The organism is Pseudoflavonifractor sp. MSJ-30 (genome assembly GCF_018918045.1).
Lineage (GTDB): Bacteria > Bacillota > Clostridia > Oscillospirales > Oscillospiraceae > Faecousia.
Genome location: NZ_JAHLPU010000070.1, coordinates 18,405 through 42,521 on the forward strand (window position 1 = coordinate 18,405; position 24,117 = coordinate 42,521).

Annotated in this window: 23 protein-coding genes, 2 tRNA genes and 2 pseudogenes; 19 read left to right on the top strand and 8 right to left on the bottom strand. The window is 52.1% G+C overall.

Features of this window, described 5'->3' with window-relative positions; translation table 11 throughout:
* Positions 1-3: 3 nt before the first annotated feature.
* The 4 genes from KQI10_RS10720 (at position 4) to KQI10_RS10735 (ending at position 1,996) form a co-directional block, all read left to right on the top strand.
* On the top strand, positions 4-912 hold the full coding sequence (locus KQI10_RS10720; protein ID WP_216567396.1) for a Cna B-type domain-containing protein: 909 nt from the start codon (positions 4-6) through the stop codon (positions 910-912).
* Complete coding sequence (locus KQI10_RS10725) at positions 905-1,543, top strand: sortase (RefSeq protein WP_216567397.1); 639 nt, start codon at positions 905-907, stop codon at positions 1,541-1,543. Before KQI10_RS10720 ends, KQI10_RS10725 begins: the two co-directional genes overlap by 8 nt.
* A 296-nt stretch (positions 1,544-1,839) precedes the next feature.
* A tRNA-Gln gene (locus KQI10_RS10730) sits at positions 1,840-1,914 on the top strand.
* Between the two features lie 6 nt (positions 1,915-1,920).
* A tRNA-Lys gene (locus KQI10_RS10735) sits at positions 1,921-1,996 on the top strand.
* Between the two features lie 596 nt (positions 1,997-2,592).
* Here the strand turns inward: KQI10_RS10735 and KQI10_RS10740 are convergent.
* Positions 2,593-3,399 carry an acetylxylan esterase gene (locus KQI10_RS10740; protein ID WP_216567398.1) on the bottom strand — a complete coding sequence of 269 codons (807 nt, stop codon included), beginning with the start codon at positions 3,397-3,399 and terminating at the stop codon, positions 2,593-2,595.
* Complete coding sequence (locus tag KQI10_RS10745; protein ID WP_216567399.1) at positions 3,396-4,367, bottom strand: acetylxylan esterase; 972 nt, start codon at positions 4,365-4,367, stop codon at positions 3,396-3,398. The genes KQI10_RS10740 and KQI10_RS10745 overlap by 4 nt, the downstream gene beginning before the upstream one ends.
* 473 nt (positions 4,368-4,840) lie before the next feature.
* Here KQI10_RS10745 and KQI10_RS10750 point away from each other — a divergent pair, with 473 nt between their 5' ends.
* From KQI10_RS10750 to KQI10_RS10775, 6 genes are all read left to right on the top strand, one after another.
* On the top strand, positions 4,841-5,404 hold the full coding sequence (locus KQI10_RS10750; RefSeq protein WP_216567400.1) for a YesL family protein: 564 nt from the start codon (positions 4,841-4,843) through the stop codon (positions 5,402-5,404).
* Between the two features lie 59 nt (positions 5,405-5,463).
* Positions 5,464-6,342, top strand: coding sequence for a carbohydrate ABC transporter permease (locus tag KQI10_RS10755; protein ID WP_216567401.1), 879 nt, complete (start codon positions 5,464-5,466; stop codon positions 6,340-6,342).
* Positions 6,343-6,346: 4 nt separating this feature from the next.
* On the top strand, positions 6,347-7,198 hold the full coding sequence (locus KQI10_RS10760) for a carbohydrate ABC transporter permease (RefSeq protein WP_216567402.1): 852 nt from the start codon (positions 6,347-6,349) through the stop codon (positions 7,196-7,198).
* Between the two features lie 42 nt (positions 7,199-7,240).
* Positions 7,241-8,635, top strand: a complete 1,395-nt coding sequence (locus KQI10_RS10765) for an ABC transporter substrate-binding protein (RefSeq protein ID WP_216567403.1) — start codon at positions 7,241-7,243, stop codon at positions 8,633-8,635.
* 75 nt (positions 8,636-8,710) lie between these two features.
* Positions 8,711-9,502, top strand: coding sequence for an amidohydrolase family protein (locus tag KQI10_RS10770; RefSeq protein ID WP_216567404.1), 792 nt, complete (start codon positions 8,711-8,713; stop codon positions 9,500-9,502).
* A gap of 64 nt (positions 9,503-9,566) precedes the next feature.
* Positions 9,567-10,016, top strand: a complete 450-nt coding sequence (locus tag KQI10_RS10775; protein ID WP_216567405.1) for a YhcH/YjgK/YiaL family protein — start codon at positions 9,567-9,569, stop codon at positions 10,014-10,016.
* A 624-nt stretch (positions 10,017-10,640) separates the two neighbouring features.
* Here KQI10_RS10775 and KQI10_RS10780 read toward each other — a convergent pair.
* Entirely contained in the window at positions 10,641-10,940 is a 300-nt protein-coding gene (locus KQI10_RS10780) for a hypothetical protein (RefSeq protein ID WP_216567406.1), read from the bottom strand.
* Positions 10,941-11,217: 277 nt separating this feature from the next.
* On the opposite strand from KQI10_RS10780, the pseudogene KQI10_RS11750 reads away from it, so the two are divergent.
* The 3 genes and pseudogenes from KQI10_RS11750 to KQI10_RS10790 form a co-directional block, all read left to right on the top strand.
* Positions 11,218-11,301 (top strand): annotated as a pseudogene (locus KQI10_RS11750) (stage V sporulation protein T); the annotation flags it as partial.
* Positions 11,302-11,854: 553 nt separating this feature from the next.
* A pseudogene (locus KQI10_RS10785) lies at positions 11,855-11,959 on the top strand (AbrB/MazE/SpoVT family DNA-binding domain-containing protein); the annotation flags it as partial.
* 300 nt (positions 11,960-12,259) lie between these two features.
* A complete protein-coding gene (locus KQI10_RS10790; RefSeq protein WP_253285250.1) occupies positions 12,260-13,900 on the top strand; it encodes an RNA-binding domain-containing protein in 1,641 nt (546 codons plus the stop codon).
* Between the two features lie 221 nt (positions 13,901-14,121).
* Here KQI10_RS10790 and KQI10_RS11755 read toward each other — a convergent pair whose 3' ends face one another.
* The 5 genes from KQI10_RS11755 to KQI10_RS10810 all read right to left on the bottom strand — a co-directional run bounded on the left by KQI10_RS11755 (position 14,122) and on the right by KQI10_RS10810 (position 16,676).
* Positions 14,122-14,265 (bottom strand): hypothetical protein, encoded by a 144-nt coding sequence (locus KQI10_RS11755; protein ID WP_253285251.1) that lies wholly within the window; start codon positions 14,263-14,265, stop codon positions 14,122-14,124.
* Positions 14,234-14,416: a nucleotidyltransferase family protein gene (locus KQI10_RS11760; RefSeq protein ID WP_253285252.1), complete on the bottom strand. Its 183-nt coding sequence runs from the start codon at positions 14,414-14,416 to the stop codon at positions 14,234-14,236. Before KQI10_RS11760 ends, KQI10_RS11755 begins: the two co-directional genes overlap by 32 nt.
* Positions 14,417-14,720: 304 nt before the next feature.
* Positions 14,721-15,713 (bottom strand): restriction endonuclease, encoded by a 993-nt coding sequence (locus KQI10_RS10800; RefSeq protein ID WP_216567407.1) that lies wholly within the window; start codon positions 15,711-15,713, stop codon positions 14,721-14,723.
* 67 nt (positions 15,714-15,780) lie between these two features.
* Positions 15,781-15,936, bottom strand: coding sequence for a nucleotidyltransferase family protein (locus KQI10_RS11840; RefSeq protein WP_216567408.1), 156 nt, complete (start codon positions 15,934-15,936; stop codon positions 15,781-15,783).
* A 119-nt stretch (positions 15,937-16,055) separates the two neighbouring features.
* Positions 16,056-16,676 carry a type IV toxin-antitoxin system AbiEi family antitoxin domain-containing protein gene (locus KQI10_RS10810; RefSeq protein WP_216567409.1) on the bottom strand — a complete coding sequence of 207 codons (621 nt, stop codon included), beginning with the start codon at positions 16,674-16,676 and terminating at the stop codon, positions 16,056-16,058.
* 1,067 nt (positions 16,677-17,743) lie between these two features.
* On the opposite strand from KQI10_RS10810, the gene KQI10_RS10815 reads away from it, so the two are divergent.
* The 6 genes from KQI10_RS10815 to KQI10_RS10840 all read left to right on the top strand — a co-directional run bounded on the left by KQI10_RS10815 (position 17,744) and on the right by KQI10_RS10840 (position 24,042).
* A complete protein-coding gene (locus KQI10_RS10815) occupies positions 17,744-18,361 on the top strand; it encodes a CHC2 zinc finger domain-containing protein (protein WP_216567410.1) in 618 nt (205 codons plus the stop codon).
* Positions 18,276-19,562, top strand: coding sequence for a VapE domain-containing protein (locus tag KQI10_RS10820; RefSeq protein WP_371818411.1), 1,287 nt, complete (start codon positions 18,276-18,278; stop codon positions 19,560-19,562). Before KQI10_RS10815 ends, KQI10_RS10820 begins: the two co-directional genes overlap by 86 nt.
* A 531-nt stretch (positions 19,563-20,093) precedes the next feature.
* Positions 20,094-20,330 (top strand): LLM class flavin-dependent oxidoreductase, encoded by a 237-nt coding sequence (locus KQI10_RS10825; RefSeq protein WP_371818412.1) that lies wholly within the window; start codon positions 20,094-20,096, stop codon positions 20,328-20,330.
* A gap of 116 nt (positions 20,331-20,446) precedes the next feature.
* Positions 20,447-20,710: a hypothetical protein gene (locus KQI10_RS10830; protein ID WP_216567411.1), complete on the top strand. Its 264-nt coding sequence runs from the start codon at positions 20,447-20,449 to the stop codon at positions 20,708-20,710.
* 159 nt (positions 20,711-20,869) lie between these two features.
* Positions 20,870-21,886 carry a virulence RhuM family protein gene (locus tag KQI10_RS10835; protein ID WP_216567412.1) on the top strand — a complete coding sequence of 339 codons (1,017 nt, stop codon included), beginning with the start codon at positions 20,870-20,872 and terminating at the stop codon, positions 21,884-21,886.
* Between the two features lie 2 nt (positions 21,887-21,888).
* On the top strand, positions 21,889-24,042 hold the full coding sequence (locus KQI10_RS10840; RefSeq protein WP_216567413.1) for a stage V sporulation T C-terminal domain-containing protein: 2,154 nt from the start codon (positions 21,889-21,891) through the stop codon (positions 24,040-24,042).
* Positions 24,043-24,117: the final 75 nt, after the last annotated feature.

Here is a 24,117-nt window from a genome sequence, read left to right on the forward strand (position 1 = left end):
ATCATGAAAAAGCTATTCAAAACAATCACATCCCTTGTGCTGATGCTGCCCATAGTGATGAGCATGGCCACCACAGCTTTCGCCGATGGTTCCATTACCTTCAAGGGCTTTGACAAAAATCAGGGCTTTGACTTTTCTTCCGAAGGCCAGATGTTCACGCAGACGGATCTGTTCGGCTCTTTCAAAGGCGTTATGCCCGGCGACGTGCTTTCCGAGGATATCACCTTTACCAATAAGGATTCCAAGAATTCCTTCGTCAAACTCTATATGCGGGCCGAGCCCCATGTAAAGGAAGACGAGACTGTGCTGGACTTCCTGAAGCAGCTGTCCATGAAGGTCTGGAACGGCACCGAGCTGATCTATGACTCCACTCTGGACAAGAGCGCCCAACTCACGGAGAAAACCTATCTGGGGGCGTTCCACTCCGGCGATACCGCCAAGCTCCATGTGGAGCTGGCCGTTCCTCTGGAAATGGATAACACCTATGCCAACAAGGTAGGGGAAGTGGACTGGATCTTCACCGTGGAGGCCTACGGCACCTCCAATGTCACGGTGCGGAAGGTCTGGGCCGACGGCGAGGCCAAACACCAGGAGGACGCCGTTACCGTCACGCTGGTGTTGGACGGCAAGGTCCTGGACTCCCAGATGCTCAACGTGCTGAACGGCTGGACCTATACCTGGAAAGACGTGAATCTCTCCGGCAACTGGCAGATCAAGGAGACAAAAATGCCCCGGGGCTATGTGCCCACCTACAGAATGTATGACGGCGTGGTGATCATCACCAACAGCCGCGGGCTGATTCAGACCGGCCAGCTGAACTGGCCCATCTGGCTGCTTACCGGCGCCGGCGTTGTCCTGATTATTCTCGGCGGGACCATGATGCTGAAAAAGAAGAAAGAGAATCATGCCTAAAAAAGGCATTGCCATTGTCGCTTTGGGAGCAGTGCTGATTCTGTCAGCGCTGCTCCTTTTTCTCCATAACCGCCAGGAGGACGCCCAGGCCGGAGAGGAAGCCGAGATCCTGCTCCAGCGTGTGGAAGCCGCCATTCGGGAAAAGCCAACCGTCGAGACCTTTGGCCCTGACGAACCGACTGAGGATGTTATGGAAACCATGCCGGCGGATATGCCCATTACCTATTTCGACGGTTACGGCTATATCGGCTATCTGGAGATCCCCAGCCTCTGGCTGAAGCTGCCGGTCATGGCGGAGTGGGATTACTCCCGCCTCCAGATAGCGCCCTGCCGCCAGTCCGGCGCTACCTTTACGGATGATCTTGTCATTGCGGCGCACAACTATAACAATCACTTCGGCCGCCTGAAGAACCTGAACCCGGGAGATACGGTCACTTTCACGGATATGGACGGCATCGTCAGCACCTACGCCGTTACGGAGGTTACGACCATTGCCCCCGACAATGTGGAAGCCGTTATTGAAAGCGGTCACGATCTGGTTCTCTATACCTGCACCCCAGGCGGCCAGACCAGAGTCACCGTCTTCTGCGACAGGGCAGAGCCGGCAGCGGAAGATACAACCGCACCGTAACGCAAAACCATTTTTTCGCGGGCCACCTGGCTGCCTGGAAAGCCACTGTAATTGTCTCCGTATGGGCCGATGCTCCGCATCGGCCCGGACCCCAAAGGTTTTGCATTGGGAAAACCAAACCCACCGGTCCATTGACACGCACAGGCGGGGCGATGTGCGCATCGCCCCCTGCGCTTGCTGTACCCCCATCCGCCCTGCGAACCACCTTCTCCGGCGGGAGAAGGTACAATCGCAAAAAAAGGATTGCATTTCCGAAAGTCTTATGATATAATACCAAGTGTGCCCGGTCAAAATATTGGGATGTCGCCAAGCGGTAAGGCACCAGACTTTGACTCTGGCATTCGTCGGTTCAAATCCGGCCATCCCAGCCAAGCAATGATCCGCTAGCTCAGTTGGCAGAGCAACTGCCTTTTAAGCAGTGGGTCCGGGGTTCGAATCCCCGGCGGGTCACCATGAAAAGTTCCGAAAGTGCTTGCTTTCGGAACTTTTTCTTTGCTTTTTGATGAAAAAGTTTGCGAAAATATTCGGGGAGATTTTCACTGTTACAAACCCGTTATAAACCGGGATAGATGTTGTATTGAGACAGGACGTCGTAAATTTACAAAGAAAATGAGAAAAATAGAACCGATGAATGGATACAGGCACTCAGGCTACGATTGCCGTCAGCGGTAACCAAACTCGGTTCTGCAAGCAGAGTAACAGTTTTGAACGGTAATGTCAAGAATAATGTGAAAATCACAACGATTACACATGCTGGCAATTTGGTTTGCGTAGGGGTCGATGCCCTCATCGGCCCGCAGGGTTGGTCGATAAAACGGTTGGAGACAATATATTATGGGCCGCATCATACACCTTGCCGTTCTATCAGGAAAGGCCTCGGGCCGATGTGGGCATCGGCCCCTACGAGAAACAGCCGGAATGTGGAACCTCGTTCAGAGACTGTGTCCGTGCGGATTATCTGTCGAAAAAATGCAGATCTTCCGCTTTCTGGAACAGGCGGGCAAATAGAGCAGCGCCAAATGAACTTTGTGTCATTTGGCGCTGCGTTTTTATATTTCGTCCGTTCCCACCAGAAACCGGACCAGATCGTTTTCGAAGAAGTTCACCCGTTCGTGGCCGTACTTGGGATAGATTTTCCACTGCTTTTCGCACTGAAGGTTGTTATAAATGGCAGCCTGACCTTTCGGGGGTGCATAGGTGTCCATGAGGCAGGTGCCGAGGAGAAGGGGGGACTTGCACAGAGGGGCAAGGTTTTTAAGATCCATCTCCTCCATGCCCTCCAGCCCCGGGCCGGACAGGTCGGCAGGCATGGGATGCAGGGCGGCGCAGCGGGGGGCGCAGGGGAGCAGGGCCGCGTTCAGAATAGCCAGCCCGCCGCCCAGACCCTCGCCGAAGGTCACGACCCGGGTACTGTCTACCCAGGGAAGGGCGATGGCAGCCTTGCCGACCGTCAGGGCATCCCGGTATCTCTGACGGAAATTGGGTGCCTCCGGGCTTTTCTGCCAGTCCTCCCGGAAAGGCTCGGCCTCCGGAGCCACCACGCCATAGCCCAGAGCCAGAAAACGGGTCATATGATGCCAGCCCCGGACGGTGCGGTTCAGGTCGTGGTACAGGAGCACCAGAGGTTGCTTCCCGTCCGAATCCGGCCGGATGCACCGGGCTTTCAGGGCCCGGCCCCGGTCGGTGATGGTCAGTATTTCATAAATGCCCTGCGCATTGCCGAAGGGAAGGGACTCTGCCGTCACCTGGGGGCGGCAGTCCTCCAGAACGGCTTTCCAATGCCCGCCGCAGGCGGCGTCCAAGGGGGAGGCTCCCTGATAAGCACGCAGAAATGCCTTCTGTTCCGTGATGGTCATTGAACAGCCTCCTTTCCGGTGAAGAAGTCCAGCAGCATATCGTCAAATTCCTGAATTTCCTCATGACCGAGGCCCGGGAACAGATACCGCTTTTTGGGGCACCGCAAGTTGTTGTATACCGCGCACTGGGTCTTGGGAGGGCACACCACATCCGCCAGACCGGTGCCGAAGAGCACAGGGCAGCGGATCATGGAGGCAAAATTCTTGCTGTCGATGTAGCCCAGCTGCCGGAACCAGCGGTCTTGCTGGCGTTCGTCAAAGTCAAACCAGCGGGAATAGTAGCGCAGTCCCTCATAGGCGATCTCGTCAGCACCCAGATCCCACACCAGCTTGAAGTCGCTGAGGAAGGGATAGAGAATAGCCGCCCGGTTCACAAGCTCCGGATTCAGGGCGCAGCAGGCAAGGCCCAGCGCCCCACCCTGAGAGCCGCCGTTGACGAAGACCCGCGCCAGGTCGATGCCCTCCAGCTGCCGGACGATCCGGCAGAGAATGCGGATGTTCTGGTGGAGCCGAACGTAATACATCCCTTCCGGGGGGCCGTCCAGCCCGGCAATGATATGCCCGGAAACGGTGGTCCCCCGGAAACCTCCGGCGTCAAAGCCATAGCCGCCCTGACTCGGACAGTCCATGGCCAGAAGGGCCATACCCATGCCCGCAAAGCTGGCCTGCTCCGCCCAGCTGCGGGAGGCCCCGGGATAGCCGTGGAATTGCAGCACCAGAGGCACGGGGGATTCGGTCCGGGGCCGCAGATACTTTGCGTACACCTGCGTCCCGTTCATGCCCGTAAACCACAGATCCAGAAATTCGCATTGGGACGAGCTGGGAACCTCCCTGGCCTGGGCGAAGGTGAATTCCAGAGGAATCGTGTCTGCCTCGGCCATCCGTGCCTGCCAGAACCGCTCAAAATCCTCAGGCTTGGGTGTTGCCCCCAAATAATCACCCAGGGACTCGATTTCTTCCGCTGTCATAAAGACCGCACCTCTCTTTTACTGCCGCTGGGGCTGCCAAATCCATTCCATTATAGCGCTTCCGTAATCGGTTTTCAACTGGGACAACATACGAAAGAAACAGCCCTTCTTTGCGGAATCCGGAAAATCGGCTCTGCGACGGCCGGCAGGCCTATGGAGTTTGGCATCTTTCACAAAGCTGAGTTGCATATTTTGTGCAGAACGCAAAATATGCGGTGAAATGTTCTGAAAACCAGTAAAAATCCAATATAAAATGACAAATAGTATGGTTAATGTGCGGATTATCGCGGATTCGATGAGAAAATACTTTTCATTTCAAGTTTGACAGAAAGCTATTTTCACTGTATAATATGGACATATTTATGAGGCGACTTTGGGGGAATTTGAGCAAAGTGTCCAATTCAAAAAAGAAAATAAATGTACTTTCCCTGCTGGATGGGGAGCGCCCATTTTGGAAGGCGCTGTCCTCCGGGATGGATCTGGTTTATCTGAGCATCCTGTGGCTGTTTTGCTGCGTCCCGGTGGTGACCATCGGCGCATCCACCGCGGCGCTGTATGACGCGGTGGTGCACTGCTGCCGCCGGGGAGAAGAGGGAGTGCTGGATCGGTTCTTTTCCACCTTCCGTAGGGAACTGAAGCGCTGCATCCTCCTTTGGCTGCCTGGGATTGCCCTGATCGCCGTCTGGTGTGGCTCGGCGCTTTTTGTACTGTCCACTGGGGATGGCGCAATGCCTACGCTGCTGCTGGCGAATCTGATTGTAACCGGCATTCTTCTGTGGGGGTCGCTTCTGTGGCTGTTTCCCTCGGAATCCCGGTTTACCCTTTCCTTTGGCGATTGCTGGCGTCTGGCTCTGAAGCTGGCGCTTTCCCATTTCCCCGCTACGCTGCTGCTTCTGGCGGTAAACGCCGCTGCCGCGCTGGCCTGTCTGACCTGGCTGTTTCCTCTGCTCCTGCTGCCGGGGCTTTGCTGCTTTCTGAACAGTCTGTTTATTGAAAAAGCGTTTCAGCCACTGATCCCTTCGGTGGATCCGACATGATTTTTTCAGAGCGATCTGAGAAGATAGAAGTATATAAAGAAGAGGAAGGATTGGATGTTATGACTCAGCATAAACAGCGACGTCTGCGTCAGAACCTCACGGGCTACGCATTCGTCGGACCGCAGCTGCTCTTTTTCGCGGTATTCACCATTTACCCGATTTTCGAAGGCCTGCGTCTGAGCTTGTACAAGTCCACGGCGGTAGAGAATACCTTCGTAGGCATGCAAAACTACATTAACCTGTTCCAGGACCCGGTATTTATCAGGGCAATGCTCAATACGCTGTTCCTTGTGGTCGTGATAACCCTGGGGAATCTGCTGTTGGGTCTGCTGATCTCCCTTGCAATTTTCGACAAGAAGCCCGGGTATGTGTCCTTCGTCCGCAGTACCTTTTATCTGCCGGTCATTGTGTCCACGGTGGTTATGGCCATGGTCTGGAAGTTCCTGCTGAACCCCGCCAACGGTCTGGTGAACTACTATCTGGGCAAGGCGACAGGCAAGACGGTGAATCTTCTGGGCAACGCCAATACGGTACTCTGGGTCATAGCCTTTGTTACCATCGTTGCCAGCGTAGGCACCAGCATTATCATGTACATAGCCAGTATCAACGGTATCTCCACGGAAATGCTGGAGGCCGCCAAGGTGGACGGCGCCAGCAAGCTGAGGGTCTGCACGAAGATCATCATTCCTCTGGTACGGCCCACGACGCTGTACCTGTCCGTGACGACCATCATCTCCATCCTGAAGCTGTTTGTCATTATCCAGCTGCTGAGTGACGGCGGACCCAACAATGCATCTATGACCATGATGTACTACCTGTACCGCAACGCGTTCTTCTACAACAAGATGTATGTGGCGTCTGCCGTGGGTATGGTTATGTTTGCTCTGGCCGTGATTATCGCCATTCCTCAGTTTATCTCCATGCGGAAGGAGGGCTAAGGCTATGAAAAAGAGTAATCTCGGAAATCGCCTGAAGCGGGCGGATAAGCTGGACCTGGTTGTAAATATCCTGGTCTTTCTGATGGCCGTTGTGAATCTGTTCCCCTTCTACTATCTGCTGACGAACTCCGTCAAAAACTCCGCGGCCATCTTCAAAATGCCTCCGGACTGGTGGCCGAAGACCTTCCAGTACAAGAACTATGTGGATCTGTTCAAGGGACAACCCGCGTTCCGCTGGGCACTGAACAGCTTCGTTGTGGCATTGATCACCACGCTGCTGGTTGTCCTGTGCGCATCTCTGGCGGCTTACGGCTGCTCCAAGCTCCATTTCACGGGTCGGGGCGTTGTATATGCCATTTTCATCGGCGCACTGATGATCCCCAAGGAAATCTTCATTGTGCCCCTGTTCCGGATCATCACCAAGTTCAATTTGGTCGATACCTACGCAGGCATGATCCTGCCCAACGTGGCGTCCACCTTTGGCGTATTCCTGCTGAAAGGCTTCTTTGATACGGTCCCGGATTCCATCCGGGAGTCCGGCAAGCTGGATGGCGCCGGTGAATTCACCGTTTTCCGCAAGCTGGTCATGCCCATTGTGAAGCCCGGCATCGGCGCCCTATTTATCCTGAACTTCGTGAATATCTGGAATGACTACCTGTGGCAGATGCTGGTTGCCCGCTCCAAGAACATGATGACGCTGATGGTCGGTACCGCCAGCATCATGCAGGAGATCAGCCCCAACTACGGCTACAAAATGGCCGGCGCGGCTGTAGCCAGCGTGCCCATGCTGATCATCTTCATTTGCTTCCAGCGTTACTTCACCTCCGGCATTACCATGGGCGCGGTGAAGGAATAAGTAAATTCCCGGCATAGCCGGTATAAAAATGGAGGAGAAACTATGAAAAAACTATTCGCAATGCTTCTGGCGCTGTGCATGGTCGTCGGCCTGTGTGCCTGCGGCAGCAGCTCCGGCAACACTGCCACCACTGCGGCTCCTGCCGCCAACAACGGTGAGTCCGCGGGATCCAATGAGGCACCCGTGACTCTGACCATGTGGCTGACTCCCCAGTGGAAGGGCGTTTTCAGCGGCAGCGAAGAGGGCGCTGATTACGACAGCTTCTTCAAGGAAGCCGCCAGCCGCTACACTGCCCAGCATCCCAACGTCACCATCAAAGTGGAAGTCATTTCCGGCGACACCCGTGACGAGAAGCTGAGAGCCGCCGAGGCCTCCGATTCTCTGCCCGATATCGTCTACGAGGGCGCGTTCACCATGTCTTCCTACTATCACTCCGGTTCCATCGTCACCCTGGATGATATCATCAGCGACGAGGACAAGGCCGACATCGGCGAGGGTATCTGGGAGAACTGTCAGGTCGAGGGCAAGACCTTTGTCTTCCCCTTTGCCCATATGCCCGGCACCCTGATCTACAATGCCGATATGTTCCGCGAAGCCGGTCTGGACAAGTACATCGGTGAGCAGTACGAGATCATCACCTGGACGCCCGATGAGCTGAAGAATGAGATTCTGCCCGCCTTGCGGGACAACCTGAGCGGCGTGTACCCCATGTCCCTGTTCGCCATGAACAATCAGGCCGATACCTGGAACCTGAGCTACCTGAGAATGTTCGGCTCCAAGTTCTTTGACGATGACGGCTATCTGTGCGTCAATGACGAGGCTGGTGTCAAGGCTCTGCAGTACATTGTTGACCTGTACAACGACGGCCTGACCGTTCCCGGCGCCGAGTCCCTGACCTCCAACGACTGCAACGCCATGTTCCAGAACAAGCAGATCGCCGTGAGCTTCACCAACAGCACCCTGCTGACCAACCTGCTGAACGACATGGCCGCCGGCAACATCGAGTCCTTCGACGCCCGCCTGGCCAACATTCCCGGTGATCCCGAGCCCAAGAGCTTCACCTATGTTTCCGGTTTCATGGCTATGAACACCAAGGACGATGCCCGCATTGCCGCTTCCAAGGACTTCATCAAGTTTGTCTGCACCGACCCTGAGCTGGTGCTGGCTTCCAAGAATACCCTGCCCGTCCGCGCTTCCGTTACCGAGCAGGTGAAGGACGAGCTGCCCTACCTGGCCGCTTACACTGCCAACCAGAAGTACATCTTCAACTTCTCCAATAACATGCCCGGCTACAGCGAACTGCGGAACGTCCTGTTCCCCGAGCTGCAGGCTGCTCTGACCGGCGAGAAGACTCCTCAGGAGGCTCTCGACAGCTATGTGGAAAAGGGCAACGCTGTTATTAAGGAAGGCCGCGAAGGCTCCGTAATTTATAACTGATACCCAGTCCTCTCTCAAAATGGGAGCAGCCGCATATCCCGTGGCTGCTCCCGCATATGTTTTCAGGAGATATTTATGTACCCAGCGATTGATATTCACGCACATTTCGGTGATCCTGCCTGCTTTCCGCAGCAGGGGCTGGCAAAGGAATTCCTGCGTCTGCCGCTGCCGGAATTCCGGTCTGCCTGTGCCCGGAGTCACATTGCCGCTGCCTGTGCTTCCCCTATGGAGGCTATCTTTCCGAAGAACGCCGCGGAGCTGCTGGAGGCCAACCGGCGTATGGCGGAGCTATCCGCGCGGGAACCGCTCCTCTACCAGTGGGTCGTTCTGAATCCCCTATTTCCGGAGAGCTATGCTCAGGCGGAGCAGATGCTGGAAAGCCCCAAATGTGTGGGGATCAAGCTGCACCCGGATGGCCATGGCTATGCCCTGGAGCAGTACGGCCGACAGCTGTTTGATTTCTGCGCCGGACGGAAAGCCCTGGTGGAGATCCACACCGGCGATTCATGCAGCGACCCTGAGCTGCTTGTGCCCTATGCCAATCAGAATCCCGGGTTGCGGATCATTGCCGCCCATGTGGGCTACGGCGGGGACGGCGCGGCGCAGATCCGAGCAATTCAAAGAAGCACGCAGGGAAATCTGTACGCGGATATTTCCAGCGCCCGAAGCCTGCAAAACCGTTTGCTGGAATGGGCGGTGGAAGAGGTCGGTGCGGAAAGACTGATCTTCGGCACGGATACGCCCATCCACCATATGGGCATGATGCGGGCCAGAGTCGATTTCAGTAACTTGGAAGAAGCGCAAAAGAAAATGATTCTTTTCGAAAACGCGAGCCGCCTGACAGGAATACCGGTACAAGAACAGTAAGTTGATTTTTTCAGAATAAAGAGCATACTGCGGCTGAGACAGTCAGAGCAGGGAGGTGCGAGAAATGATCTATACAAAGAAAAAGGACCTGTCCCGCTATCTGGGACAGAGCGCGTCTCTGAATGCCGCCATTCGGGCGGTGCTGGCATTGGAGCCGGAAAAGCTCTCCATGGGACGCAATGAGATCGATGGGGACGCGGCATTTGTCAATCGATTCGATTATGACACCGTGCCCCAGGAGAAGGCCATGTGGGAGGGCCACAGGGACTATGGCGATATCCATGTGGTGCTGGAGGGCCATGAAAGGATCGGCGTTTCCAATGTGGAGTGCCTGACCAAAACATGTGAAAAGCCGGAGGAGGATTTCGTGGGCTTCACGGGCGACGTGCAGAACTGGTTCCGCATGACCCCGGAAGATGTGCTGATCGTCTACCCGGAGGATATCCATATGGTCAAGGTCAGTGACCCGGAGCAGTGCCATGTGAAAAAGTGCTGCTTTAAGTTCAGGGTGTGAGTTTCGTGTGGGCTGGCGCAAGATTGTTCGTAGCGGGCAGCCCCTGCGATTTAAATCATTCGTCAGCTTCGTTAAAAGGAAGTTGGCAAGCAATATAGGCTGCACAGGTACAAGGCCAGGTCGGTTTTGAGATTGGAAAGGATTCTCAAGGGAGAGCGGCTTACCGGCAGGGCAATGCCCTGCCGTCTGCTTGTGGGAGAAGGCTTTCTGCCTATATACCTGTATGCTATATGCAAAAAAGATTCCGGAAAAACTTGACAGATAGAGAGTCATATGATAAGATATCAGTGCTGGTTAGCGATGGCTAACATCAACAAATCGTCTGTACTGCTCGAAAAGAGCTTTTCCCTTAGACTATTGGTTAGCGAAAACTAACTTATAGTCCGGTCTGTCGTCCTCCTATCCGGCGGGCCAGGGTGTGCAGCAGCCAATGGAAAGTCTCCCAAATAATCGGCGTTATTTGGAGTCTGCCGAATACCTCCCCATCTCCCAAAGCGCGGCCACTGCCTTAAAAAGGTAGCGGCCGCGCAAAATCTTTGTGCTTTCAATAGGAAAACAGACATCCGCAAAAGTGTGTTTGGCAGCGGGGCGCTGGAACGGAATGTGTTTCCTGTTTTGAAAATCTCAGTCCTTCTGCTCGATAAACGCGCGGATATCGCTGCTGAGAGCCTTTACGTTGTCCTCGCCGATGTAAATCATGTGGCCGGAGGGATAGCCCTTCAGGGTGACCCGGTCCATGGGCAGCCCGGCGTGATCCAGCATGTAGTGGATGATGCCAATGTGGGTGGCGGTGTCAAAGTATCCGTTGGCGAAGAAGACCCGCAGGCCGTGGGTGCGGTACATGGCGCTGCGCAGCTGCTCGCCGGTGGTGCCCATGGGGGCTTCCCGGTTCCAGCGGTCCTTCTTGGTAAACAGATCGTACATACAGGCGGAAGGAACATTCGCTCCCACCAGAGCCGGGAGGCGGTGCGCCATGACCATTTTATGCGAGCGACAACCACGGGTCTCAAATGCCGGATAGCACCCGGCAAGGCGACGACGGTGGGGGCAGGACAATGATACTTCTCGAAAGAGCTGGGCGGAAGCGCAGAGGTGAAACTCCCACGAAACCGATTTGCTGTCGGGCATCAGATGAATCCAGAGCGCACGGAAGTGGGGTCAAATAGGTGCGCAAGAATCTAAATTTTGAAAGGAAAATCATATGAAAGGGACAGGCATTGTATGCCATGTAGACGACCTGGGTAGGGTCATAATTCCCAAGGAAATCAGACGAACCCTGAGGCTCTGAAAGAGGTTATTCCCGGAATCTGTCAGGTGTTCCGCAAAAACCACGCCCATCCCGGCCATGAAACGGGATGGGCGTGGTGCTGTGTGTAGTGGGTGGAAAAGCAAGCGATTTTTGCTGCTTTTAATCGTTATAATCTCGATAATCCTCCTGTATTTGTTTTTTGGTTTCCTTTGCACATCTGTATTATAAATCTTTCTTTCACAAGGGAAAAGGACCATCGGAGCATAATAGGATACGTTATTTTGCTCCCATCTCATCCTTGCCTACATCCGGCGGAGGCTTACCCCCGGCATTGCTGCGGCACTTCCAATCAGCGCACAGGCAAAGGCGGCTGCTACATAACTATACCCCACCGGTTTCCTCTTACAATGGTTTTCTTGTTCGTTTACCATGATTATGTGAAAACGGCAACGATTATTTGAATCCAGGGCGGCTATTTCTCCTAATGTCCCCTTTCTCTTTTCCATCTTCCCATACATAATTCCCCTTTTCCTGCAAATACTGCTACCGGTAAAAACGCGCTTTAACGCGCTTCAAAGGAGAAGAGACTATGAAAGCAACAGGCATTGTACGCCGTGTGGATGACCTGGGGAGGATCGTGATCCCAAAGGAGATCAGACGAACCCTGAGAATCCGGGAGGGTGACCCGTTGCAGACATCATTGACACAGTGGGAGAAATACTGTTTTTCTATGTTGGATTTAGCCAAAAGACGGGGGTGGTAGTTGTACATAGTGACGGATGTGAGAGGCGGAACCGTGGGTATTTGGGAGGGGCATCTCTGGTATTTGCCAACCATTGGAGCCAATCATGCCAGTCGCTGGAATTTCAAAATACGGTCAGAGCGCGGAATAGAAAAGTGTTCATGTTGTATGTGTTGCACGCGTGCAAGTTAATGCTTGACAAGCTTGCACGCGTGTTATAATATGTAGCAAATAACAGTTGGAGGCATTCCTATGAAGATGACTTTGCCGGAACGTGAAACAATGGAGATAGAATTTAAAAGCGATGTTAAAAAACTTAGTGATTCCGATCTTGTTGATGCGGTTGTGGCGTTTGCCAATACCAATGGAGGCAGCTTGTATCTTGGCATTGAGGATAATGGTTCTGTGACAGGTTTGAACGAACAGCATAAAGATATTACACAGCTTGCCGCATATATTGCAAACCGTACAGTACCACCAGTTTCTGTAAAGGCTGAGATACTTGGCTCGGAACCGCCTGTCCTGTTGATTCAGGTGCCCAAAAGCAGAAGTATCGTTGCAGCTTCCAATGGCAAGATTCAGCGCAGACGTTTGAAGGCGGATGGAACACCGGAAAATGTTCCTATGTATCCTTACGAAATATCTACACGACTGAGCGAGCTTTCCTTGCTTGATTTTTCTGCACAGCCAGTACCCGGTGCAAAGTATACAGATATCGACTCGCTGGAAAGGGAAAGGCTGCGCAAAATCATACTTGCTTACAATGGTGAAAAGAATCTACTTGAGCTTTCCGATGAGGAACTGGATAAAGCGCTGCAATTCGTTGTGACGACTGCGGACCAGTTGGTTCCCACATATACTGGACTTCTCTTACTGGGGAAAGCGGAAAAAATCAGAGAGTATATGCCCACTGCGGAATCTGCATTTATTATGATGCGTGGGACGGATGTAACTACAAACGAGTCGTTCTTTCTACCATTGTTGGCTGCTATCGAAAAAATAACGGATTTTATATCTGCACGCAATACAAGTGAAGAAATGGAAATGGGAATGTTCCGAATTTCAATTCCGGAATTTGACCCGAGAGCGGTTCGAGAAGCGGTTGTAAACGCATTCGTTCACCGAGATTATACACAGCTTGGACGTGTGCTGGTCAAACTTGATGCAGATGGACTGTCGGTGAGTAACCCCGGCGGTTTTATCGAGGGTGTAACATATCAGAATATCCTGACAGTCGAACCACATGGCAGAAATCCGGTTCTTGCAGATGCTCTGAAACGAATAGGTCTGGCGGAGCGCTCTGGGCGTGGTGTGGACAGAATTTTTGAAGGTTCCCTTTTGTATGGGCGGGATGTTCCGGATTACTCGGAAAGTACCTCTAGGACTGTCAAACTCTTTATCCCTCGTGGAGTGCCGGATAAGCGCCTTGTGGCATTGATTTCTGAGGAGCAAAAGCGCACTGGCTCCCCCCTTCCGCTTAATTCTTTACTTGTTCTGAATGTTTTGAAAAATAACCACAGAATGTCTTTGGCTGACATGAGCCATGAATGTGCAATTCCTGAGTCCAAGTTGAAAACTACGTTGGAACGCCTTACGGAATCCGGCCTTATTGATGCAATGGGAAGTGGACGTGGCAGAGCTTATGTGCTAAGTGCCAAGGCATATAAGGACCCGATTCAGCATGTTCGGCAAACGGATATTGATGCAGTTCGTTACAAGGAACTTGTAATAACACTTGCTCGTAGGAAAGAATATATCACCCGTAGAGATGTGATTGAGCTACTTCATGTATCGCCTTCTCAAGCCTATCGACTGCTGAAAAAGCTGGTAGAAGAAGGCTTGCTTACTTTAGACGGTACGACGAGCGCAGCAAAATACACCTTAAAAAAGTAATCATGTTGCACGCAAACTTGCACGCGTGTAAGTTTGCGTGCAAGTTTACGCAGGTGCGTAGATCAGATACGGGTGAAAAGTGTTTTGAATTGCAACCACGCCCATCTTGGCACGAAACCAGGATGGGCGTGGTACTTTGTAAAAAATCATACTTATTTGACTTTGCGCATAACATTACTCTCTAACGGTTGTCTTTGGCTGCCACCTGCAAGAGATTCCGCTTAAGAGGCTTCATACAGCAGCACCTCGTCATCAGAAATAGAATTCAAAAACTTGCTGTCCAGGCTCCCGGTGGGAATCAAATCCACAGGGATTCCCAACGCATCTTCCAGATCAGCGGCCAGACCGCCAAGCTGCAAGCCCACGGATGGCTCCTTTATCAATGCGCAGATCAATGTCACTGTCCTGATCTGCATCCCCTCTGGCGTAGGAGCCGAACAGATAAATCCGGTCTGCCCCATATTGGGACGCCAGGGCCGCAACGATTTCCTTGATTTCATCCACAGTATATCGCATATCCGTTCCTCCTTACCATGTATTCTACTACTATTTTACCATGATTATGCGAAAACGGCAATGATTATTTGGAGCGTATGTATTGTTTTCTTCCATGCCGCCCCTCAGCTTATCGCAGCTTGCCCAGAAGGAGCTGTACAGTTCATTTTTTATAGCCATTCCAGCGGATGAAGTGCTATCAGCGTACAAATCGTTCCTCCTGTCATACATTCCTATGCAGCACGCGGATCAGGAAATAACGACAGCACAGCCCACCGGTCAACTGATCGGTGGGCTGCAATATTTCGCTTCTGCCGTCTTAACGCTACAGTTTTTCCTCAGGGACAGGAATATACACCATTCTCAGCGGAATCATCCTCCGATATTTTTCACTTAGCTGACCGTAATATTTCAAAATCAAATCCACAAGTTCCGTACCGTTGATCCCCCGAATGATCGGCGTGCTTTCCAGGTATTTTACGGCATTCTTTGTGTAGTTGGACAGCGTAACGAATAAACCGTAATCCCCCTCACGCATGGCCCCTTTCAAGGACTGAATGGTGGATTCCTTAATGTCGCTGTCCTGGCTTTTCACCTGGACAAGAATACGGGGAGGCAGTTCGTCTTTGTATGCGGTGATGTCTATGCCGCTGTCGCCGCCCTGGGGGGATACGGTACAGCGGTATCCCATTGCACGCAGAAGCTCCGCAACAAATTCTTCCAGCGCATATCCTTTCAGCTGCTTGCTCAGCTCTTTCAGGACGAAATCTCTGGTGGCTTCGACAATATCTTCTGCGGTAGCCGCCACGGTTTCGTCCGGTTCTGCCAAGACTAACGAAGGCTTGAATCCTTTATCCAAAGCCTGCATGTATTCGTCTGCGTAGTTCTTGAGCAAAAAGAAAGACAGTGCCGAACCGACCTCATACAGTGCGCCTTGGGAGAACGCAGTCCGGGGCAAGTGTTTCAGCCACTTTACTTTTCTCTGCTGCACATACGGGGCGGCTTCGGGGTTATAAATAAAATCGCTCTCAACGACACCAATGTTGATTTTTCGGTCAGCCTTAGACGGAAACACCACATAGTCACCGATTTTCACTTCTACAGCAAACCGATACAGCATACCGGCACTGGTAGCAATGGCCCCCTTTTTGCTGTCGGGATATGTGTCTATATAGTGCGCTTTATAGGCTTCCCGATTTGGCTCCAACTTGCCGCAATCTCCAAAGTCCTGCCAGCCAATAGCAATGACATCATTGTGCAGGAACAGGGAATCATCCGTTGTGTGGATGCCCCATATTTTCTTTTCTTCATTGGCCATTATGTACACTCCTATCAAATCGAACACTATTTTTCATGCCAAAGCCTTGCTGGATTCCTATACTATTTCATTGCAGCTTCATACACATTTTAGATAGCGCAATGTCGCTGCTTTTGTCTGCATCCCCTCTGGCGTAGGAGCCGAACAGATAAATACGGTCAGCCCCATATTTGGCCGCCAAGGCCGCAACGGTTTCCTTAATTTCAACTACAGTATATCGCATATCTACCTACTTCAGCCACTCATCAATGACCTGCACTGCATGCCTTATACGTGCTATATATGATTCATATGGTACGTCCAGCAAATCCAATAGAATTCTTCGGTACAGCAGGCTAAACTTCATGGAATATCGAACGCAATCCTTCCCCGAAAAATGACGTGGCTGATTTTTCTTGATATGTTTGACACCCGCATCTTTTTTGCGTATGTGTTCAGCTTGTTCAAATCTTTCCTGGGACTGGCCGCATACAGTTTCAGGGCCGCAAGGAATGTCTCCGTCCCCATTTTGTTGCGGCTTCGGACACAATCGCAGATCGTTCGTTCCAGATCGTATACAGGGACACTATTTCCGGCAGGAGTTTTCAGAACCGTTTTTCCAAGGGTAAACAGCTCCGGTTTGATGTAGTACACCTTGCATTCTGATTTGATCGCGGCGGAGGGAATGCAACCGGATGGGGCCGTTACCGTATGTTCAAAGGGTGTCCGGTTGGAAATGCCATGCAGATACAAAGCCGTTTCGTGGGAGAAGATAATATTCTCAGAGCGTTTACTGATAGACAGCAGCTCATCCGGCAGATCATCAGGAAGAATGTACTGCCCTTTTACAATACGCTGGATCTGGTTTTCTTTGCAAAGCTTATAGAGCATCGCTTTTGAGATCCCATACTGCGCTGCAACCTTCGTTTGAATGATCCCTCCATGCTCCTTTGCAATGGCTGCCAGTTCCATCATGTAGTCCATTTCCTTACCTCACTTACAGCAATCTGATAATACTATAGCCAGAATTATGATAAAAGTCAACCACGCGCTGATCCTGTCTTATAATTCTTCATATATTATTATGACCATAGTCGATACATAGTGTCTGATGTGATTTCCTATAGAACTTTTTGCCATTTCATTTATTCGAGCGGGTGAAGTACTATCAGCATACAAATCGTTCCTCCTATTATTCACTCCGATGCAATACTCAGATAATCTCTGGTATGCAAATAACGATTGATTCCTCGGTAGCAATTCCCAATTGCGCAGCCGATGCCCGAAAGGCAGCGTTACTCAGAACATTATGTTCACCGGGGATTGGGGCAGGGCCTCAACAAGCAGAAACCAGGCATTTCCGATAGAGTGGAAATACCTGGTTTTGTGCCTTTGTATATACGAAGGCATTGCTTGCGACTTTTGTCGCAGCGAGATTTATGGTCACTATTGCAGCTTAGATAAGAGCCTCTTTACAAACCCATTTTCAAGCTGTAAGGGGCCAAATGAATAATAGCAAGCAATGCATCTGTAATACAGATGCGCAAAATCCCCCCGTCCCCTTCTACGGAACGAGTGGGTTTCTGCTTGCTGAGGCTCCGCCCCAAGCCCTGATAATCGCAGTCTGTCCGTCTGCGGCTGCGCGATTTTCAATCGCTTTTGATTTTGCACGAGCAAGATTTATTTTCGAAAATATTTTTGAATTAGATGTTGACATTGCGTTTTCTATGTGTTATACTCCTGATATACGAACAAACTTTCTCAATCAACTTGCGATAACAACTTCATATTTTTGTTGACACGTTTTGCATAAAGTTCAACCGCCGGACACGCTGGATTGATTCCAGTATAGAAGCCGGATAAGAGCCTGCATCCACCAGCTTTGGTGAGAACGAGGACCATCGAGAGGACATGGCAAACAGCTTTCACGCTGTTGCCATGTCCTTTTTTGCGTCCTTTGGAAGTTTGTTCCCCTGCACCTTGAAAAGTGAATACACGGGGATACCTGGTAAATGGGTATCCTGTGACAAATTCAACTGAAGGAGGGAAACATGAGTTACTATCCAGCATTGAAACAAAGATTGACCTGCCGGGAGGTGGCTCCCCGCTATGGCTTAAAAGTGAATGCCTCCGGGATGGCGTTATGTCCCTTCCACGATGAACACTCGCCCAGCCTGAAGCTCAGCCGGGGCTTTCACTGTTTCGGCTGCGGCGCGCAGGGAGACGTTATTACATTTGTGTCCCGGCTCTTTGGAATTCCACCGGGGGAAGCGGCACAAAAGCTGTCCGCAGATTTTGGGATTCCTGCGGGCAACCACTCCCGAGACCCACCATCTGCCCGGACAGAAATGGAAACATGGGTTTCCTACGCGAAGGAAATTCTTCACGGCTACTACGATTTACTGATTGACTGGAAGCAAAGGTATTGCCCAAAGGCAGCGGACACGATTTGGCATCCGCTGTTTATCGAAGCGCTTCAAAGGCAGGCCGACATCCGCCGGTTGATTTTTGAATTGGAGTTCGGAACTACGGAAGAAGTGAAAACCGTTTACGAGCATTACAGAAAGATGGTGATAGAGATCGATGAACGAATCCACAGCAATGACACAGCAGGAGATATTTCTGAATCTCAAAAAGAACGGCAAGGACAATGTTCTGCAAACCATTGACAACTGCATTTTCGTTCTGGAGCATGACGAGAACTTGAGGGGAACCATTCGATTCAACGTGCTGACCGAGCGGGACTGCATCGTGGGCGATGTTGGCTGGGAGCGGACAGGCAGTGCCATCACGGAACGGGACATGAGCTACCTTAAACTGTATTTTGAGCGGCACTACCATCTGAACCATGAGAAGGCATTGCGGGATGCCATCCGCATTGTTGCCAATGAAAACCGCTTCCATTCCATTCAGGAATATCTTCAAGCGCTCCGCTGGGACGGGCAGCTCCGCATTCCACACGCCTTGCACAGATTCCTGGGGGCAGAAGAATGCCAGTTCAACACCGAGTGCCTGAAAATTTTCATGCTGGGTGCCATCAGTCGGGTGTTCCACCCCGGCATCAAATTTGAACTGATGCTGTGTCTGGTGGGCAGTCAGGGGGCGGGCAAGTCCAGCTTCTTCCGCCTGCTGGCTGTGCGGGATGAATGGTTCTCCGATGATCTGAAAAAGATCGATGATGACAATGTATATAGGGAAATGCAGGGACACTGGATCATCGAAATGTCGGAGATGCTGGCCACTGCCAGTGCGAAAAGTATTGAGGAGATCCGCAGCTTCATCAGCCGCCAGAAGGAAACCTATAAGGTGCCCTACGACATCCACCCGGAGGATCGGCCGAGGCAGTGCGTATTTGCCGGCACTTCCAATTCGCTGGATTTCCTGCCGTTGGACAGAGCGGGCAACCGTCGTTTCCTGCCGGTCATGGCAGAGCCGGATAAGGCGGAGGTACACATTCTGGAAAACGAAACAGTGTCCCGCGCCTACATCGACCAGATGTGGGCAGAGGCCATGACTATTTACCGCAGCGGGGATTTCCGGCTGTCTCTGCCGAAAGAGTTGGAGGAGGAAGCCCGGAACCGTCAGAAGGCATTCATGCCCGAGGATACCACGAGCGGGCGTATCCAGTGTTTTCTGGATTCCTTCGGAAGTGATGATGTATGCTCCCGGCAAATTTTTGAATTGGGCCTGGGGCGCATGGGTGAGCCAAAGCAATGGGAGATCCGGGAGATCAACGACATTATGAACCACACCATCGAGGGCTGGGAGCCGGGTACAACAAAACGGATTCCCGGATACGGTATCCAGCGCACTTGGCACAGAAAGACTGGGGTAGGAGTGGAGCAGCTGGAACTGCCGGAAGGTTGGTAAGCAGGTATCCTCTATCCCAGTAAACAGCCGGTAAACAAGCCGGTCAACATATTTTCAAAACCGTCAAATGCCGAAAGAAGGGATACGCCTTAAATTTACTTTGGATTCCTTACTCTTTTCCTTTTAGAGAAGATGTAAACAGAGAATTGCAAAACAAGAAACGAGGGTGGAAAAAGTCAATGCCAACCGTACAAAGGTTTTCTTGCGTCCGTTTACACCAGCCAGTCAACGGACAGAACTGCAATATCAGCCAAAGGGAAAACAAGGGGTTTGGAAAACAGCGAAAATGTTTTCTCTTTCCTGTGAGAAATGCGCCAACAAGCGATGAAGCAAAGAGTGAATCCAATTCGCAGTATGGGAAAGGACTGCACCGGCTGACGAATTGGTTCGTAAATTGCTGTATTCGCCGGGTCAACCTGTGACCCGGACATGGCGAATAAGAAAATGGAGGGGTTTTCAGAATCAAAGGAAATTTACTGGACAGCAGAGTCACCGCATAGAAAACAGAATTTGATTCAGGAGGAAACGAACGTGAAAAAGGAAAGAAAAATCAATAGGGTCCGCTGCGACATTCAGTCCCACATCATTGCCGCGGGTTATACTCAGAAGGAAGCGGTGGAAGCCTGTTCCGCCGAGTATGGATGGAGTGACAGCGATTCCAATTTTTCTGCCAAGCTGAGCGACCAAACCCTGCGCTACCGGGAAGCGTTGGAGCTTGCCAATGTGCTGGGCTATGAGATCGTCTGGCAGAAGCGACGGGAAGCTTGACAGGGAACAGGTTTACAGACCAATGCGTGCAGGATTCCCTGCTGTAGAAAGGAGCACGCCTATTCGCATAAAAAAAGGAAACTCTGGAAATCATTTGGAGAAAAGGGGGCAGTAACATGGAAATTATTCAGGATGATGCAAAGAAGCTGGTACAGGTGTGGCTGAGCCGGAAGGAGAGTGGGGACGAGGCTCTGCAAAGCCGGCTGAAGCCCATGTATGCCCAGTGGAAGCAGCAGAAATATATGGTGGCGGTATTTCACTCCGGGCAGGAGGATTTGAAGGAGAATACCATGGCACTGCTGGCGTATAACAAACGGCGCAGCGCGGAACTGGCGGTGCAGCGGGAGAAGAAGCGGCGGACGACAAGCTTGGAACGCTGAATTCTGGGGCGGAGGGAAGAAATTTCCTCTGCCCATTTTCAATTTGTCCTTGCAAAGTACAGGAATATGATGTACAATATTATCTGTAATTACATCATTCAGCAAAAGACCACAATGTACTGCAAATACACTGATACAACGGATACTGGAGGAAAAGAAATGGGAAACGAAATTGCAAATCAGGGAGAAATTCTGCTGTACAATGACGAGGGCGAGAAGCAATATGTTAGTGTGATATTTGCGGAGGAAACCTTCTGGCTAAGTCAGAATGGTATGGCAGAGCTGTTTGACTGTACCCCAGAAAATATCATTCAGCATTTGAAGAACATATACGCCGAAGAAGAATTGTCCATCAACGCAACTGCTAAGAAATTCTTAGTGGTTCGCAGAGAGGGCAACCGCAATGTGCAGCGCAGCATTGACCACTACAACCTCGATGCCATCATCGCCGTAGGCTACCGTGTCAACTCCAAAAAGGCCACCCGGTTCCGCCAGTGGGCGACGAAAACGCTGAAAGAGTACATCCAGAAGGGCTTTGTTCTCAACGATGAGATGATGAAAAACGGCCGCCCCTTTGGCAAGGATTACTTTGATGAGCTGCTGGAACGCATCCGGGAGATTCGTGCCAGTGAGCGGCGGGCCTATCAGAAAATCGCGGATGTCTTTGAACAGTGCAGCTATAACTACGACAAAAACAGCGAGACAACGAAGGCCTTCTATGCCTTTGTTCAGAACAAGCTGCACTATGCCGTCACCGGCAAGACGGCGGCGGAGCTGCTTTCCCAGCGGGCTACTCTGGACAGCCCCACCATGGGTCTGACCACCTGGAAGGGGGCGCCGGACGGGAAAATTCTGAAAAGCGACACGCTGGTGGCGAAGAATTACCTGAATCAGAAGGAGCTTTCTCGGCTGAACCGTCTGGTGACCATGTTCATCGACTATGCCGAGCTGATGGCCGAGGACGAGCAGCTCATGTCCATGCAGGACTGGCTGAAGGAGACGGACCGTTTTCTAACCAACAACCGCCGCCAGGTACTGGATGGCAAAGGCCACATTTCCCGGGAGGCGGCGGTGAAAAAGGTCAGCGGGATTTATGAGGAATTCCGCAAACGGCAGGACGCAGACTATATTTCCGAATTTGACCGCCAGACCGAAAAATACCTCAAGGGAGAATAACCATGACCGAAACCTTTGACATTGCGGGCTACTGCCGCATCTCCGTAGATGAGGAGCTGGACCGGGACAACGTTTCCATTGAAAACCAAAAGGCCATCATCCGGGATTTTGTAAACCGCCGTTTTCCGGGAAGCAGCCTGACCTTTTATGAGGATCGGGATCGTTCCGGCTATACCTTTGAGCAGCGGGAGGGCTACCAGGCCATGCGAAAGGGGCTGATCCGGCATCAGTATGACATTCTGGTGGTGAAGGATTTTTCCCGATTCTCCCGGCGAAATTCCCGGGGGCTGGTGGAATTGGAGGATCTGCGAGATGCAGGCGTTCGCATCATTTCCGTTGGGGACAACATCGATTTTCCCAACGATGACGACTGGCTGAAAATCCAGTTTCAATTCCTCATCAACGAAATGCCTGTTACCGACACCAGCAAGAAGGTGAAAAACGTCATCCGGCGGCGGCAGGCAGACGGGAAATGGCTGTGCGCCGCCCCCTACGGCTATATCATTAACAGGCAGAAGGAATTTGAGATCGTCCCCACGGAAGCGGAGATCGTCCGGCAGATTTTTGACCTGTACAACAACCAGGGCTGGGGTTACAAGAAAATCGCAAATTACCTGACAGAGCAGGGCATCCCCACTCCCCGGATGTCGGAGCAGATGCGCAAAGAGGCGGCGGGGGAACCCACCAGCCGGAAAACCAAGGCCGCCTGGGCCATCGTCACGGTGCAGGGGATTTTAGACAATGATTTTTATATCGGCACTTTCCGCCAGGCCAAGTACACCCGGGCCAAGATCAACGGCAAGGATGTGAAACGGGACGAGGAGGAGCATATCGTCATTGAGAACCACCACCAGCCCATTATCGACTACCGCACCTTTGCCACCACCCGGGCTCTCCGGGAGAAGCGTTCCACCGCCAATTATCGGGGCGTGAAGAAGTACGACAATGTGTACTCCGGCTTCCTGTTCTGCGGGGACTGCGGCAGCCCCATGTTTGCCATGAGCCGCAGGGATTTGAGCGCCGCCTACACCTGCGGCACCTACCACCGCCGGGGCCGTTCCGGGTGCAGCTCCCACCACATCCGGGTGGACAAGCTGGACGAGCTGCTGAAAATCTATGTGCGGCGGGTCATGGAGCATTCCCATACCATGCTGGAAGAACTGAACGCCGAACTGGCACGGCAGGATTCCGATGTGGTGGAAACAGAGCAATCCGCCGACCATCTGGCTCAGGTCATGGAGGAGCTGCGGGAGGAGCTGAAGGCCACCAAGCGGCAGCGCATCCGGGATATGGTGAAGCACCCGGATCAGGAGGAGCTTCTGGCGGAAACCTATGACGAGCTGGAAGCGGACCTGCAAAAGAAAATCGAGGGGCTGGATCACCAGATCGGCATGCTCTCAGACAAGCGGAACACCATCATTCAGGCAGGGCGTGCCGCCAAAACCGCCATGGAGGTATTCGGGGACATTCTTTCCAAGGAAACGCTGGAACGAAACGATTTAGAGCTGCTGATAGAGCGCATCGACGTATTTGAGGATCGGCTGGAGATCCGGCTCCACAGCGATGTGGACACCCTGCTCCACGTCAACCAGGGAGACATTGCCGTAAATTTTAATTCAGGCACGGAAAATAGCGAAAATACACTGATCCAGTCCTCTAAAAACCACGAGGACAAGGTTTTCCGTGTCAATGTTATCAGTGACGGTGACCCTCTGGAGATTTATACGGAGAAGGACGGCGGGGTGATATTTCGGAAGTACTCCCCCATGGGGGACTTGCAGGAGTTCGCCGCCCAGATGTGCGAATCCATTTCCACGGCCACGGGGCATATTGCGGCCATTGCGGACCGGGATGGGATCATCGCGCTGCATGGAGCGCCCCGGAAGGAGCTTCTGGACAAGCCCAATTCGCCGGAGCTGGAAAAACTTATGGAGCAGCGGAAGAACTATCTGTACAAAAGTGGAGAGAGTCCCATTCAGGCCGCCCAGGGGGAGGAGAGGTACCACCTGGGCGCGGCAAGCCCCATTCTATCTCAGGGGGATCTGATGGGCAGCGTGTTGCTGCTCCTTGGGGAGAATGACCAGCCTCTGCTGCCCAGCGACCAGAACCTGACCCGGGCTGTGGCGGGCTTTCTGGGAAAGCAGATGGAAAGTTGAATTTCAGGCATTGCGTTTTGCGCAATGCCTGATTTTCTTGCAAAATTTACAGTTTGCTTGTTTTTCTTTCTGGAA

Excerpts from the sequence above, each read along its gene's own strand:
- KQI10_RS10720 (WP_216567396.1), top strand. The coding sequence starts at position 4 with ATGAAAAAGCTATTCAAAACAATCACATCCCTTGTGCTGATGCTGCCC.
- KQI10_RS10725 (WP_216567397.1), top strand. The coding sequence starts at position 905 with ATGCCTAAAAAAGGCATTGCCATTGTCGCTTTGGGAGCAGTGCTGATT.
- KQI10_RS10740 (WP_216567398.1), bottom strand. The coding sequence starts at position 3,399 with ATGACCATCACGGAACAGAAGGCATTTCTGCGTGCTTATCAGGGAGCC.
- KQI10_RS10745 (WP_216567399.1), bottom strand. The coding sequence starts at position 4,367 with ATGACAGCGGAAGAAATCGAGTCCCTGGGTGATTATTTGGGGGCAACA.
- KQI10_RS10750 (WP_216567400.1), top strand. The coding sequence starts at position 4,841 with ATGGATCTGGTTTATCTGAGCATCCTGTGGCTGTTTTGCTGCGTCCCG.
- KQI10_RS10755 (WP_216567401.1), top strand. The coding sequence starts at position 5,464 with ATGACTCAGCATAAACAGCGACGTCTGCGTCAGAACCTCACGGGCTAC.
- KQI10_RS10760 (WP_216567402.1), top strand. The coding sequence starts at position 6,347 with ATGAAAAAGAGTAATCTCGGAAATCGCCTGAAGCGGGCGGATAAGCTG.
- KQI10_RS10765 (WP_216567403.1), top strand. The coding sequence starts at position 7,241 with ATGAAAAAACTATTCGCAATGCTTCTGGCGCTGTGCATGGTCGTCGGC.
- KQI10_RS10770 (WP_216567404.1), top strand. The coding sequence starts at position 8,711 with ATGTACCCAGCGATTGATATTCACGCACATTTCGGTGATCCTGCCTGC.
- KQI10_RS10775 (WP_216567405.1), top strand. The coding sequence starts at position 9,567 with ATGATCTATACAAAGAAAAAGGACCTGTCCCGCTATCTGGGACAGAGC.
- KQI10_RS10780 (WP_216567406.1), bottom strand. The coding sequence starts at position 10,940 with ATGTACGATCTGTTTACCAAGAAGGACCGCTGGAACCGGGAAGCCCCC.
- KQI10_RS10790 (WP_253285250.1), top strand. The coding sequence starts at position 12,260 with ATGAAGATGACTTTGCCGGAACGTGAAACAATGGAGATAGAATTTAAA.
- KQI10_RS11760 (WP_253285252.1), bottom strand. The coding sequence starts at position 14,416 with ATGCGATATACTGTGGATGAAATCAAGGAAATCGTTGCGGCCCTGGCG.
- KQI10_RS10800 (WP_216567407.1), bottom strand. The coding sequence starts at position 15,713 with ATGGCCAATGAAGAAAAGAAAATATGGGGCATCCACACAACGGATGAT.
- KQI10_RS11840 (WP_216567408.1), bottom strand. The coding sequence starts at position 15,936 with ATGCGATATACTGTAGTTGAAATTAAGGAAACCGTTGCGGCCTTGGCG.
- KQI10_RS10810 (WP_216567409.1), bottom strand. The coding sequence starts at position 16,676 with ATGGACTACATGATGGAACTGGCAGCCATTGCAAAGGAGCATGGAGGG.
- KQI10_RS10815 (WP_216567410.1), top strand. The coding sequence starts at position 17,744 with ATGAGTTACTATCCAGCATTGAAACAAAGATTGACCTGCCGGGAGGTG.
- KQI10_RS10820 (WP_371818411.1), top strand. The coding sequence starts at position 18,276 with ATGAACGAATCCACAGCAATGACACAGCAGGAGATATTTCTGAATCTC.
- KQI10_RS10830 (WP_216567411.1), top strand. The coding sequence starts at position 20,447 with ATGGAAATTATTCAGGATGATGCAAAGAAGCTGGTACAGGTGTGGCTG.
- KQI10_RS10835 (WP_216567412.1), top strand. The coding sequence starts at position 20,870 with ATGGGAAACGAAATTGCAAATCAGGGAGAAATTCTGCTGTACAATGAC.
- KQI10_RS10840 (WP_216567413.1), top strand. The coding sequence starts at position 21,889 with ATGACCGAAACCTTTGACATTGCGGGCTACTGCCGCATCTCCGTAGAT.